At 59.6% G+C, this 14389-nt stretch carries 8 protein-coding genes, 1 tRNA gene and 1 pseudogene; 6 read left to right on the top strand and 4 right to left on the bottom strand.

From position 1 onward, the window contains the following. The 3 genes and pseudogenes from QUV18_RS03470 to QUV18_RS03480 all read left to right on the top strand — a co-directional run. Positions 1-1057, top strand: a pseudogene (locus QUV18_RS03470) (site-specific DNA-methyltransferase); the annotation flags it as partial. Positions 1058-1071: 14 nt separating this feature from the next. Continuing rightward, positions 1072-4068: a DEAD/DEAH box helicase family protein gene (locus QUV18_RS03475; protein WP_300892043.1), complete on the top strand. Its 2997-nt coding sequence runs from the start codon at positions 1072-1074 to the stop codon at positions 4066-4068. Between the two features lie 142 nt (positions 4069-4210). Further along, the gene (locus tag QUV18_RS03480) at positions 4211-7696 is read left to right on the top strand and encodes an AAA family ATPase (protein ID WP_300892044.1); all 3486 of its coding nucleotides are present in this window, start codon (positions 4211-4213) and stop codon (positions 7694-7696) included. Between the two features lie 34 nt (positions 7697-7730). On the opposite strand, the gene QUV18_RS03485 is transcribed toward QUV18_RS03480, so the two are convergent. The 3 genes from QUV18_RS03485 to QUV18_RS03495 form a co-directional block, all read right to left on the bottom strand. Then, on the bottom strand, positions 7731-8285 hold the full coding sequence (locus QUV18_RS03485) for a metallophosphoesterase (protein ID WP_300892045.1): 555 nt from the start codon (positions 8283-8285) through the stop codon (positions 7731-7733). A 188-nt stretch (positions 8286-8473) separates the two neighbouring features. Further along, positions 8474-8548, bottom strand: a tRNA-Gln gene (locus QUV18_RS03490). A 95-nt stretch (positions 8549-8643) separates the two neighbouring features. After that, positions 8644-9165 carry an SH3 domain-containing protein gene (locus tag QUV18_RS03495; protein WP_300892046.1) on the bottom strand — a complete coding sequence of 174 codons (522 nt, stop codon included), beginning with the start codon at positions 9163-9165 and terminating at the stop codon, positions 8644-8646. A 105-nt stretch (positions 9166-9270) separates the two neighbouring features. On the opposite strand from QUV18_RS03495, the gene QUV18_RS03500 reads away from it, so the two are divergent. Then, complete coding sequence (locus tag QUV18_RS03500; protein ID WP_300892047.1) at positions 9271-10257, top strand: D-glycerate dehydrogenase; 987 nt, start codon at positions 9271-9273, stop codon at positions 10255-10257. Positions 10258-10296: 39 nt separating this feature from the next. On the opposite strand, the gene QUV18_RS03505 is transcribed toward QUV18_RS03500, so the two are convergent. Then, positions 10297-11271: a quinone oxidoreductase gene (locus tag QUV18_RS03505; RefSeq protein ID WP_300892048.1), complete on the bottom strand. Its 975-nt coding sequence runs from the start codon at positions 11269-11271 to the stop codon at positions 10297-10299. A 132-nt stretch (positions 11272-11403) separates the two neighbouring features. Here QUV18_RS03505 and ggt point away from each other — a divergent pair, with 132 nt between their 5' ends. Both ggt and QUV18_RS03515 read left to right on the top strand, forming a co-directional pair. Beyond that, on the top strand, positions 11404-13188 hold the full coding sequence (gene ggt, locus QUV18_RS03510) for a gamma-glutamyltransferase (RefSeq protein WP_300892049.1): 1785 nt from the start codon (positions 11404-11406) through the stop codon (positions 13186-13188). Positions 13189-13280: 92 nt separating this feature from the next. Beyond that, positions 13281-14270: a hypothetical protein gene (locus tag QUV18_RS03515; RefSeq protein WP_300892050.1), complete on the top strand. Its 990-nt coding sequence runs from the start codon at positions 13281-13283 to the stop codon at positions 14268-14270. Positions 14271-14389: the final 119 nt, after the last annotated feature.

A 14389-nucleotide genomic window follows, 5' to 3' on the forward strand; every position in this document is an offset into this window, starting at 1 on the left:
GCCTAAGCCTCCTGGTTCAGGCCCAGGTGTCCGGTCGAAAATGGGGCCAGTTCAGAAAAACGTGAAGCGGCCCAGCCGTGGTTGGTTCTGTCCAAAGGAAAATCTTCTATCTTTGATTGAGAACAACGGAGTTCACTTTGGCCCTGACGAGACAACCGTCCCTTGCCTAAAGACCTATCTGAAAAACACCGAGTTTAAGAGCCTAACTAGCCTCAGATTCAGAGACGGACGCGCCGCCTCAAAAAGACTGCGTTCACTTTTCGGAGAGGCCGTCTTCACGAACCCGAAAGATGAAGAGCTGCTAAAAGAACTATTCTTGGCGTTTGGGATAAGCGGAGATGATATTGTGTTAGATTTCTTTTCTGGATCATCTAGTACAATGCACGCTGTCGCATTTCTGAATATGGAGCAAGATAGTGCCTGCCGATCGATACTTGTTCAATTACCTGAGGATCTTCACTCTATGGAGAAATCAGCTTCAGGAACCGCCAAGAAAGCTTGCAAGAATGCGATAGCATACCTCACTCGAAAAGGCGTGCCAACGAACATCTGTGAGATCGGAAAGGAGCGGCTGAGATTGACCAAGAATGCGATCAATCTGAGCAAACCTGATTTCGATGGAGACCTCGGATTCAAAGTATTTAAACTCGACAGCAGCAATATTAGGGCCTGGAACCCGGATGCGAGCGATCTCGAAAAGACCTTGCTCGACCATGCTGAGCATTTGGTCCAGGGACGGAGCGAACAAGACGTTCTGTACGAGCTTTTGCTCAAGCGCGGTGTCGATCTGTCCGTTCCTATCGAAGAGAAGGCCATCGCTGGCAAAACGGTATTCAGCATCGGCTTCGGTGTTCTCTTCGCCTGTCTTGACGAGACCATTGCCAAGGATGACATCGAAACGCTCGGTCAGGGCATCACCGACTGGCACAAGGCGCTTGCGCCTGAAGCTGACACACAGGTTGTGTTCCGGGACAGCGCCTTTGCCGATGATATTGCCAAGACGAATATGACCGCCATTCTGGAACAGAACGGCATCGCTCATGTGCGCAGCCTGTAAGATCGGGGGCGCATATGAAACTGCATTTTGAAAACGATCTGGACTACCAACAGGCCGCGATCGAATCGGTTGTCGACCTATTCAAGGGGCAAGAGGTAAACCGGACCGAGTTCACCGTCACGTCAGATCGACAAATGACGCTCGGACTGACCGAGAGCGGACTTGGCATTGGCAACAAGCTTGAGCTGCTGGACGATGAAGTTCTGGAAAACATGCGGGATGTCCAGCTCCGCAACGGCCTTCGCCCTTCCGACGATCTGACCAGCGGCGACTTTACGGTCGAGATGGAGACCGGCACGGGCAAGACTTATGTCTACCTGCGTACGATCTTCGAGCTGAACAAACGCTACGGCTTCACCAAATTCGTGATTGTCGTGCCCTCCGTGGCGATTAAAGAGGGTACATACAAGACCCTTCAGATCACCCGTGAGCACTTCGAAAATCTTTACCCGATGGCAAAGGGTTATGAGTATTTTCAGTATGACTCGTCCAAGCCCGGCACCGTCCGCAACTTCGCGACTAGTCCTAACATCCAGATCATGGTGGTCACGGTCGGGGCGATCAACAAGAAGGACGTGAACAATCTCTACAAGGAGAGCGAGAAGACGGGGGGTGAGAAGCCCATCGACCTCGTACGCGCCACCCACCCCATAATCATTGTCGATGAGCCGCAAAGCGTCGACGGTGGCCTTAGCGGCAAGGGCAAGGAAGCCCTTGATGCGATGAACCCGCTTTGCACCCTGCGTTACTCCGCCACCCATGTGGACAAGCACCACATGGTCTATCGCCTGGACGCAGTCGATGCCTACGAACGTGAGCTGGTCAAGCAGATCGAGGTTGCCTCGCTGGAAGTCGAAGGCGGCAACAATAAGGCGTATGTGAAGCTGATTTCAACGCAGAACGTGCGCGGATCGATCAGCGCCAAGATCGAGGCCGATGTCCTGCGCGGCGGCAAGGTCAAGCGAGAAGTATTCACCGTCGAGGACGGTGACGATCTGGAGCAGGAAACCGGTCGCGCGCTCTATGAGAATTTCCGGATCGGAACGATCACCTGCGGCAAGGACAACGAGTCCGTCGAATTGAGCATGCCCGGTGGAGAAGCTCTGCTGCGCCCTAGTGACGAGGTCGGCGGGGTCAATCCTGATGATCTGAAACGCCTGATGATCCGCCGCACGATCAAGGAACATCTGGACAAGGAGATGCGCTTTGCGTCGCAAAACCGCGACGTGAAGGTGTTGAGCCTGTTCTTCATCGACAGCGTGGAATTCTACCGCCAGTACGATGAAAACGGGAATCCGGTGAAGGGCAAATATGCCCTGATGTTCGAAGAGGAATACCGCAAGCTGGCCCGCCTTCCGGCCTACCAGACGCTGTTCGAAAAGATCGACCTGGATGTGGAAGCCGATGAAGTCCACAACGGCTACTTTTCTATCGATAAAAACAAGAAGTTTTACGAACCGACGAGACGTGCCAGCGGCGAGGTGGCTGACAATGCGGCAAACCGCGACAATGCCGAGCGCGCGTACAACCTGATCATGAAAGAGAAGGAGAAGCTTCTTAGCTTCGAGTCGAAGCTGAAGTTCATATTCTCCCACTCGGCCCTGAAGGAAGGCTGGGACAACCCCAACGTCTTCCAGATTTGCGCGCTGCGTGACATCGGTACGGAACGCGAGCGTCGCCAGACCATCGGGCGCGGGCTGCGCCTTTGTGTGAAACAAGACGGGCAGCGGCTGCGCGGCTTCGACATCAATACACTGACGGTCATCGCCACCGAGAGCTACGAGCAGTTTGCCGAGAACCTGCAGAAGGAAATCGAGAAAGATACCGGCATTCGTTTCGGCATCGTTGAGAAGCACCAGTTCGCCAACCTTACGGTGACCGCGAAAGACGGTACGACCACCCCGCTCGGCGTGGACAAGTCCGAAGAGGTCTGGAAATTCCTCAAGGATAAGGAGTTTCTCGACGGCAAAGGCAAGGTCATGGATACCCTGCGTACGGCGCTGAAAGAGAACACTCTGGTGCTGCCGGACGAGTTCAAGGACCAGGCCGAGGGCATCAAGATGATCCTACGCAAGCTGGCGGGCAAACTTGATGTGAAGAACGCGGATGATCGCGTGCTTATCCGTACCCGCGAGGCAGTCCTGGAAAGCGCCGAATTCAAGGCCCTGTGGGACCGGATCAAGCACAAGACGACCTATCGGGTCGAATTCGACAATGCCAAGCTGATCGAAAATTGCGCGCGCGCAATCACCGACGGGCCTGCCATCACCAAGACCCGCGCACAATTTCGCGTCGCCGACATCGCCATCGGCAAAGGCGGCATTGCAGCAACGGAAACCTCCAAGTCCGGCTTCACGGCGATCAACGAGAGCGACATCCAACTGCCTGACCTGCTGACCGATCTGCAGGACAAGACGCAGCTCACCCGCCAGAGCATCGTGAAAATCCTGACGGAAAGCCGTCGTCTCAACGATTTCAAAAAAAACCCGCAGGAATTCATCGACCTGGCAGCAGAGGCAATCACCCGCACCAAGCGGCTCGCACTGGTGGACGGCATCAAGTACCAGCGCGTCGGCGAGGATCACTACTATGCGCAGGAGCTGTTCAAGCAGGAGGAGCTGACCGGCTACCTCAAGAACACGCTCGAAACGCAGAAGTCAGTGTACGAGCACGTCGTCTACGACTCCGCCGGTATCGAGAAGCGTTTTGCCGAAGAACTGGAAACCAACGAGGCCATCAAGGTCTACGCGAAGCTTCCCGGCTGGTTCAAAGTCCCCACCCCCCTCGGCACGTATAATCCCGACTGGGCAGTGCTGGTCGAGGATGAAGGGCAAGAGAAGCTGTATTTCGTGGTTGAGACCAAGGGCAGCGGCTGGTGGGACGATCTGCGCCATAAAGAAGGCGCGAAGATCGCCTGTGGAAAACGCCATTTCGCCGTTCTCGCTGATGTCGATAATCCGGCAAAATACATCCACGCGACCTCGGTCGATGAAATGCTGAAACACACTTAATAGGCACGCAGGCGGTAGAGACAAAATGACGGTTCATTTGACGGCACGAATTGCGTGGCATGACGGGGGATGGGATGGACGGATATGTGATCAACCGGAGCTAAACAGCTACTGCGTGGGTTGCCAGTCCTATCCTGGTGACGTGATCGCGCGCGAACGTCAGCTAGAGACTGAATTGGCCAATGCCGGTAAGCATCTCTCGACGCTCAAAAGCTCGGAGCTACCGCCCTGCGTATATAGCATCAACGCCTTCGGTTCGGAGGCGGTTCGAGGGTATTCGAACCCACCCGACTTCTTCTATGACGGTGCAAGTCGAACTGAGTGGGACATTCCAGCCTCGACGACGTGCGTCTGGCCATATGAGGCGATGTATAGTGAGGACGTTTACGAGAACGGGACGCTTGATAATGACCGGCGGTCCGCCAATGCTGAAGAATTCTTCAAGAGTATCGACGGTGGCAGTAGCCTGATCTTTTACTATGCTAACTATTCCAACCCGTTCACTGAAGAGGAAAGTCCGAGATACGTCCTAGTCGGTGTGTCCCGCGTCAAAACAGTTTCTGATCGACTTACCTATGACAACGTTTCGGAAACCATTGCCGAACGGTTTGCCGGTGGGATGATCTGGGCGCGCAATGTTTCATCTTTATATCCTGATGAAGGTCTGCGCCTTCCCTATCATAGATACAGGGATGACCCTGAAACACTAAATAGGTTCGTAGTTTACCCGGAGAACCCGCGCACCTGCAAATATGGTGCACGCCTGCTCTCCGATGATGACGCAATTGGTCTTCTGGAGCAGTTTCTCGGCGCGATCCGCGAGCTGCGGGAAATCGGAGATGAAAGTGAAAACTGGGTCGAGCGAGAGAAGTGGGTACTGGGCTGCATAGCGGAGCTCTGGACCAAGCGCGGCCTATACCCCGGCCTGCTTAACGTCATGCGTTTTCTTTCAGCCGATCAAGCCACAGACTACGCCCGAACCCTAATGGCTTCCGGGAAATCGAAGGAGGCTCACAGCCTGTTCTTCGGCGCAATTGATGATGACGCAGAAGTCGCACAATACGGTCTGATTGGTAAGCCGCTTCAGAAGCTGGGACGGCAGTGGAAGCTCAAGCCCGACGACGCAAGAATATTGCTCCGAGACGTATTGCCGCGCCTGGACTTGAGCATCGAACAGATCGAGCGGATTGTCAGCGAGGATGAAAGGCTTAGGGAGACGCATGATCTGCCGGAAGAATGCCGCGCGCCGTTCGACAACCCTTACCTGTTGAGTGAACGCTATGTCGGCGAAAGCCCAGATGACACGATCTCTTGGGGCACAATTGATCGCGGAGTTTTGCCATCACCGGAACTCGGTGGCGAACCGCTTGCCGATATGGAGTTTGACGACGCACGTCGTCTGCGTTCACTTTGCATAGAGCAACTGAAGCGCGAACCGAACCAGACGTTCCGCGCAGCAGAAACCATTCTTTCAGAAGTAAACGCGTGTCTACAAAAGCTTCCCGATTGGAAATCGGCCCATTTCACGCTTCGGTACTTCGAAGTAGACAAGACGACAATGGAAGAGGCGTTAATTCTTCGGAGCGAAGACAACCGCCTCTGGCTCTATCTGAACGATGTCTATGATGATGAGCGTGAAATCGAAGACGCTCTCACAAGACTGGCAGGCCGAGCCGACATTCAACTACAGCGCCCATTCTCGGAGCAGGACTGGAAAGACGAGATTCTTGACAAGAAGAGCCCCTTGCTGGCGAAAGCGCGAGAGCAATACCAGTATGCGGTCACAGCGCAGGCTGCAGCATGTGATGCAATCTTCCGTCGACCGCTGGCCGTTGTAACTGGTGCTGCTGGCACAGGAAAAACGACGGTGATCTGCGCCCTTATCCGTGCCGTTCGCCAAACAGAGGGTGACGGCGCTCCAATCACGGTAATGGCCCCGACAGGGAAAGCTTCTGATCGTGTTCGCGCCCAGTTGCACCAACGCGGAATTGAGCGCATCGAAACATCCACCGTTCACTCATTCCTGGCAAAGGGCGGATGGCTGAACGACAACCTGACCTTCAGACGATACGGCGGAAAGAAGGCCGGAGCGGGTACGCTCATTATCGATGAAGCGTCTATGCTCGACCTTAGCTTGATGGCAAGTCTGGTGAGATCGATCGACTGGCGGCAGGTCAAACGCCTAATCCTGGTCGGCGACCCCAATCAGCTTCCGCCGATTGGTCGCGGTCGGGTATTTGCCGACACAATAATCTGGATGGATGCGAAGGCTAACGGAAGTGTTGCACGTCTGGATCAAAACCTGCGACGGATGGGAAATACGGTCGAAGGGAACGGCACTGCAATCCTTGGGCTTGCAAACCTTTTTGTCGGCGGATCAGCCCGGGATGACGGCGAGGCAACCTCCGCGGAGGCGGAGAGTTTGCTTTCAGCCGTTCATAAGGGTGGCACGGTCGACGCTGATCTGCGGGTAATCTACTGGGACGAGCCGGAAAACCTGCCATCGCAGCTGATCAATGCGATTGAGGCCGAGATGTCCGAACATACAGCACAGACCCTCGATCAGGAAAAGCCCTATGAACTCTGGCGCAAGGCGTTCGACTGGCAACCGGAGAAGTACCAGGTACTGACACCGCATCGCGGTGAAGCTCATGGCGTAACTGCCCTGAACGACGCGATGCAAAATCGCATTGCGCGAGGCATCATGGCGCGCTTTGGAGCTATTGATGGCATTACGCTGTTTGACAAAGTTATTCAGTACAGAAATCGCCCAAAATCGAACCCTATATGGTCTTATAACTTCAACACCAGAAAGTCGGAGCGCGCCGAAATCTTCAACGGTGAAATCGGATTCGTGCAAAAGCATGGATACGACACGAAAAAGAACCGATATCGCATGAAACGCTTTCAGGTGAAGTTTGCCCGAAAGGACCATTTGGGGGTCGGCTATGGACGTGAACTCGGGAACGGCGGATCGGAAAGTGTCGAAAGCAATCTTGAGCTCGCCTATGCAATCTCCGTTCACAAGGCGCAAGGTAGTGAGTTTAGCCATACCTACGTACTGATCCCCAGGGCGAAAGGCCATTCTCTTTCATCGGAGCTTATTTACACGGCCCTAACCCGCGCAACGAAGCATTGCACCCTTCTCGTTCAAGGCGACGTATCAACACTGTTGTCCGCTAGAAGGCCTGAAAACACTCAGACCGGCCTTATTAATTCCTCGCTGTTTGACGGCTATTTCCATGCTATTCCGGACGCGCTTGTGCAGAGGAGAGACTGGTACGAAGAGGGGAAAATTCACCATTCCCTGAGCGGTGACATGGTTCGCTCAAAATCAGAGCTCGTTATTTCTAATCTTCTCCATGAGCGGGATGTTCCGTTTGACTACGAGATGCCGTTGGTTGCGCCCGATGGCACAATGTATCTCCCTGATTTCACGATCACATGGAACGGTGAGAAGTGGTTTTGGGAGCACTGGGGCATGATGTCTTCGCCGAAATATGCCAAGCATCGCGAAGATAAAGTCGCTTGGTACAACAAGCATTTCGCTGGTCGTCTACTTGAAACGTTCGAAGGGCCAACGTTGAGCGCCGCCGCTGCGTCCATTCTTCAAAGAAACTTTACTTAGGTGTGGTATCCTTGACTATCTCTAAGCCACTTTACTAGCTGAGTTCGTTTCCGTGCTCTACGTCCTTCCAATGCTTGTTAATGGGCAATCTTGACGCCCGTTTCGTGATATCCGCAGCGCTCACCGGACGAAACTCCCACTGATCTACGCCCACGTTCACGCTGTTCCTAGAGCCTGCCCACTGATCGTGGACGTGCCCGAACAGCTGTAGGGCGCCTCTGCGTGCGCCGTTCCAAGTGATCATCGGATAGTGGCAGAGAACGAATCTATGTTCGCCGTCCTGGATCTCGGCCATGTACTCTGTGCTGGCCCAGGGCAGCGAGATGACGGCTTCATTGTCGTGGTTGCCAATGATCAGATGCTTGCGGCCGGGGAGGCTGTGAAACCAGCTCTCGAACTGTGCAGTATGATCAGCGCGACCGAAGGCGAAATCACCCAAAATCCAGAGGTCATCATCATACGCGACGCAGGCCTGGAAGTTGGCGATCAGGGCCGCGTTCATCTCCGCGATTGAGGCGAAGGGGCGCTTGCAGAAGTCGATGATGCGGTGGTGGCCGAAGTGCAGGTCGGCCGAATACCAGTTGGCCATATCTGTGCCCTCCGTGTTCGTCAGACCTCAGTCTAGGGACGAGATCACACCGGGGCAAATGCCTGTTAGTTCGGAGGGATTCTGGACGGTGAGACGTTCGGAATGTCAGCAGATGCCAATCTTGCCCGGGCAAGATCCCAAGTAGAACCGGATAGGTTCCAATCTTCGGCGAACGTCACAAGAAGCTATGGCTGGGGTGGTAGGATTCGAACCTACGGTACACGGTACCAAAAACCGCTGCCTTACCACTTGGCTACACCCCAACGGTGACGCGCGTATTACTCCGGTCGGTGCGGCTGTTCAAGCCCGGATTGGCAGAAATTGTCGCCTTTTGCCGCGTGCGTGTGATCGGGGCGTGTCACTCGAGGATTTCGTCCGCCGCGACGCCCCAGATCGTGCCCTTCGGGGTCCAGCCCTCGTAGCCCGCCACCTCGAGGCGGCACCATGTGGCGGAGCAGGTTTCGATGCGCGCGATCACGCCGATTTCGAGCCGGGCAATGACGAGCGACGCCGGATCGGGCTGGGCGCGGAGTTCGAGCATGTCCGTCTCGGCAATTGCCGTGCGCACGCCGGAGAGGAGCGAGTAGTGCACCCAGCCGCCGGCGCCGTCGCGGTCGCGGACGCGGCGCCAGTGGCCGTGTTCCGCGGTGATCTCGAGCGGGATGTCCTCGTGCTTGAAGACCCAGTCGATGCGGTGCGTGAGGCTGGGGCCGCGGCGCACGTTCGCCTCGGCTGCCTTCATCGAGACATAGCGGGGAAGGGGAAGGTTGGTGACGGGGCCGCGTTCCTGCGCCCGGGCAGGCGCGGCGGTGGCCAATGCGGAGATGACACAGGCAAAAATGGCCGGGGCCACCCCCGGAAACGCCGATTTCAGCGACATGTTCGAATTCCTGCTCTTCAATGCCAATGGGGTTCTTGTGCCCCGCTGTTTCCTGCGCCAGTCTGGCATCATCGCGCGGTCATTGGAAGTCAAAGGAGGAGCTTCATGCCATCTGCCCGTCTGAGTGTTGTCGTTACGCGACGCCTGCCCGAGCCGGTCGAGCGCCGGATGCAGGAGCTCTTCGACGTGCGCCTGCGCGAAAGCGACACGCGGATGACGCGCGAGGAACTGGCCGAGGCGGTCGCGACGGCCGACGTGCTGGTGCCGACGATCACCGACCGGATCGATGCGGGGCTGATCGCGCAAGCCGGCGAGAAGCTGAAGCTGATCGCCAATTACGGCGCCGGTGTCGACCATATCGACGTGCACACGGCCCGCCAGCGCGGGATCCTGGTATCGAACACGCCCGGCGTGCTGACCGATGACACCGCCGACATGACCATGGCGCTGATCCTGGCCGTGCTCCGCCGTATTCCGGAGGGGCTGGCCACCATGCAGTCGGGCGAATGGCATGGCTGGTCGCCCACGGCGCTTCTGGGCGGGCGCGTGGCCGGTCGGCGGCTGGGGATCCTCGGGATGGGCAGGATCGGGCAGGCAGTGGCCCGCCGGGCCGCGGCCTTCGGGATGCAGATCCATTACCACAACCGTCACCGCCTTCGGGAGGAGACGGAGGAGGAGCTGGGCGCGCGCTACTGGGAAAGCCTCGACCAGATGGTGGCGCGGATGGACGTGATGTCGATCAACTGCCCGCACACGCCCTCGACCTTTCACCTGATGAACGCACGGCGCCTGAAGCTGATGAAGCCCGACGCGGTGATCGTGAACACCTCGCGGGGCGAGGTGATCGACGAGAACGCGCTGACAAGGATGCTGCGGGCGGGGGAGATTGCCGGCGCCGGGCTGGACGTGTTCGAGCATGGCACCGAGATCAACCCGCGCCTGCGGGAGCTGAAGAACGTGGTGCTGCTGCCGCATATGGGATCGGCCACGAACGAGGGGCGGATGGAGATGGGCGAGAAGGTGCTGTTGAACATCAAGACCTTCGATGACGGCCACCGCCCGCCCGACCAGGTGGTTCCATCGATGCTTTGACGGGGGAACGGCGCCGCAAGGGCGCCGTTCTTCCTTTGCTCAGAGGGTGATGACGGTGGAGCCGGTGGTTTCGCGGGCTTCGAGCGCGCGGTGGGCCTCGGCGATGTCCTCGAGCTTGTAGCGCTGGCCGATATTCGTCTTCACGTCGCCGCTTTCGACCTTCTCGAACAGGTGTTTCGCCATCGCTTGGCAGCGATCGTGATCGGCGAGGAAGGTGAAGAGCGTGGTGCGTGTCATCTTGAGCGAGCCCTTGGAGGCGAGGGTCAGCAGGCTGACCGGCTCGACCGGGCCGGAGGCGTTGCCGAAGGAGATCATCATGCCCAGCGGCTTGAGGCAGTCGAGCGAGGCGTCGAACGTGTCCTTGCCGACGCCGTCCATCACGATGTCGACGCCCTTGTCGCCGGTGATCTTCTTCACCTCGGGGGCGAAATCCGTCTCGCGGTAGTTGATGCAGTGGCTGGCGCCCATGTCCAGCGCGAGCTTGCATTTCGCATCCGTTCCGGCGGTGCCGATCAGCTCGATCCCTTCCGAGCGGGCCCATTGGCAGGCGAGCAGGCCGACGCCGCCGGCAGCGGCGTGGAAGAGCACGGTCTGACCTTTCTCCAGCGGCCATGTGCGGTGGAAGAGGTATTCCACGGTCATGCCCTGCAGCATGATCGAGGCGGCCTCCTCGAAGGAAATGCCGTCGGGCAGGGGACAGACCTGGGCGGCGGGCATAACGCGGGCGTCGGCATAGGCGCCGGGGGGCACGGCGGCATAGGCGGCGCGGTCGCCTTCCTTGAGGTGGGTGACGCCTTCGCCCACCGCCTCGACGATGCCGGCGGCTTCCATCCCCAGCGCGTGGGGCAGGGGCAGGGGGTAGAGCCCGGTGCGCTGGTAGATGTCGATGTAATTGAGGCCACAGGCCTTGTGGCGGATGCGGATTTCGCCCGGGCCGGGGTCGCCCACCTGCGCTTCGGTCAGTTTCAGTTGCTCGGGGCCGCCGGCCTGTTCGATGATGACGCTGCGTGACATGAGGCGCTTCCTTGGATGTTGCGTGGCTTTGCGCGGCATTAGTGCATGGATTGCGGGGCAGGCTCAACCGGTTGCCTATGGCCCCGTGTTGCGACAGAGTTCGGGCAACTCCCCTTGCCCCAGGAGGCCGTCATGCGCCGTTTCATCCTCTGCCTGTCCCTTTGTCTTTTGCCGGTGGCCCTTGCGGCCCAGCAGGCCGCCGATGCCGTCGAGCCGGAAGCCGCCGGGGCGGGCGAGGTCGCCGTATCGGAGCAGACCCGGCACGCGCTCGAGGCGAAGGCGGCCGGGCGGCCGGTCGAGGCGACAAACTGGATGGTCGCCGCCGCCAACCCGCTGGCGGTCGAGGCCGGGGCCAGGGTGCTGGAGCAGGGCGGCACGGCGGCCGACGCGATGGTGGCCGTGCAGGCGGTGCTGGGGCTGGTGGAGCCGCAAAGCTCGGGGCTTGGGGGCGGGGCGTTCCTTGTCTGGTACGATGGCGAGAGCGGCGAGGTGACCACGCTCGATGGCCGCGAGACCGCGCCGCTGGCGGCGACGCCGCGGCTGTTCCAAAACGAGGCGGGCGAACCGGTCGATTTCTACGATGCCGTGGTGGGCGGCCGGTCGGTGGGTGTGCCGGGAACGCCCGCGCTTTTGAAGGCTGCGCACGAGGCGTGGGGCCGGTCCGAGTGGCCGGAGCTCTTCGACGAGGCGATCCGGCTGGCGGACGAGGGATTCGCGGTGTCGCCGCGACTGTCGACCATGGTGGCGGGGGACGCGATCCGCCTGACGCGGTTCGCGCCGACGCGGGCGTATTTCTTTCCCGAGGGCAAGCTGCCGGAAGTGGGGCAGGTGCTGAAAAACCCGGACTATGCCGAAACGCTGCGCACGCTGGCCAGCGAGGGGCCGGCGCCGTTCTACACGGGGGATATTGCGAAGGACATCGTGAAGACGGTCCAGGGGGCGCCCGGGAACCCGGGCGTGATGGAGGAGATCGACCTTGCCATCTACAGCGTGAAAGAGCGCGCGCCGGTCTGTGCGCCCTATCGCGGTTACGAGGTCTGCGGGATGGGGCCGCCCTCGTCAGGGGCGCTGACGGTGGGGCAGATCCTGGGGCTGCTGGCGCCGTTCGACGTGGCCGGGATGGGGGCGGAGAGCGCGGAGGCGTGGCGGCTGATCGGCGATGCCAGCCGGCTCGCCTTTGCCGACCGGGGGCGGTACATGGCCGATACCGATTACGTGCCGGTGCCCGTCGAGGGGCTGGTCGAGCCGGGATATCTGGAGACGCGGGCGGAGTTGTTGAAGGGTGAGACGGCGCTGGAGGAGGTTGCGCCGGGCGCGCCGGAGTATGACCATGCGCTGAACTGGGCCGACGATGCGTCGATCGAGTTTCCTTCGACCTCGCATATCTCCATCGTCGACGGCTACGGCAACGCGCTTTCGATGACGACGACGATCGAGAACGGCTTTGGCTCTCGCCTGATGGTGCGGGGCTTTTTGCTGAACAACGAGCTGACGGATTTCTCGTTCACCAGCCACGAGGACGGGCGGCCCGTCGCCAACCGGGTGGAGCCCGGCAAGCGGCCGCGCTCGTCGATGGCGCCGACCATCGTGCTGAAGGATGGCAAGCCGGTGCTGATCGTGGGCTCGCCCGGGGGCAGTCGGATCATCGGCTATGTCGCCAAGACGATCATCGCCCATCTCGACTGGGGCATGGACGTACAGCAGGCAGTGGCGCTGCCGCACCTTGTGAACCGGTTCGGCACCTATGACGTGGAAGGCGGGCTGGTGAACGACGAACTGGTCGCGGCGCTGGCGGGGATGGGGTTCGAGGTGAACCGGCAATTGCTGACCTCTGGGCTGCACGCGATCTCGCTTCAGGAGGGCGGATTGCTGGGCGGGGCCGACCCGCGGCGGGAGGGGGTGGCCGTGGGGCGCTAGGCCCGCGCCACCCAATCGCCGCCCCCGATCCCGATTTCCGCCTGATTCCGGTGCGATCACATCGCTGACCGGACTTTTAGCGGAGCTTTTCAATGTTCAATCCCTACGCCATCGGGTTCGTCTGCGTGGCCGCCAGTTTCGCCGTGGGCGCGGATTACTTCGTGCAGGCCAAGGCCAATGGTTCGTATCCCGGCGAATACGCCTTTGCGACCTATGTCGGCTCCTACAACGCGCGTTTCGGCGAGACCGTCAGCGCCATCGACACCGCGCGCCGGCAGTCGAAGGAGGCGCATATCCATTTGCCGGAGGCCCCCGACGGATGGGAGCGGCGGGCGTGGAAGGACCCGAACCCCGACGCCGACGAGAAGCTGGCAAGCCTGCCGCTGACAACGCAGATGGCCATCCGGAAGGAGCTCAAGAAGGCGGCGCAGGTGGCGTTATTCGATACGTGGGATTACGTGCGCGGCGACGAGATGGTGCGCCTTTCGGCCCGCTACATCGGCAATGATTCCGAAGAACGGGGGATCGTCGCGCTGGGGCACCTCGTGTCGGAGTCGTTCTACGGCTCGACCGGCCCGGCCTACGTTCCCTATGCCGTCGTGCAGGGGGTGCCGTTCTTCGAAGTGACCGGAGAAGACGTGCGGGGCGGCGCGGCGCTGGCGCTCGAAGCCTTCATCGGCGAGGACATCCTGATCGGGGTGGCCGCCAATGCCGAGGCCGACACGGTGCGCGCTTTCCTGGAATTGATCGAATACGACAGCCTCAACCTGATGCTCGACGAGCCGGCTGCCGGTGTCGGCAGCGCGGCCCCGGTGCTGAGCAAGGCGCAGGAGATGGAGATTGCCTCGCAGGCGGCGGAGCGGCGCTATGGCGCTGAAAAGCTTGCCATGGATGCCGCCCCGGCCGAGGCGAATGTCGCGTCCGAGCCCCAACCCGAGCCCGAGGCGCCGGCGGCAACGGTGGTGAGGCTGAACGGCGGCGATGCGCTCGGTCAGGATGCGTCAGAGAGCGGTATCAGCCGCCTGCAACTGTCCGGCGGCCGGTCCTGCATTGGGGCGTCGAGCGGCACCTTCTGCGACTGATCCACGCCTTTTCGTGACATGCACAGGCCGCCCGGGGTTCGACCGCCCCGGGCGGCGTCGGTTTTAAGCCTGTTTATGTCGGCTGAAACCGCCGTGGACATGCAGGAATGGTACATATG

Source organism: Roseovarius sp. (assembly GCF_030373445.1).
Classification (GTDB): domain Bacteria; phylum Pseudomonadota; class Alphaproteobacteria; order Rhodobacterales; family Rhodobacteraceae; genus Roseovarius.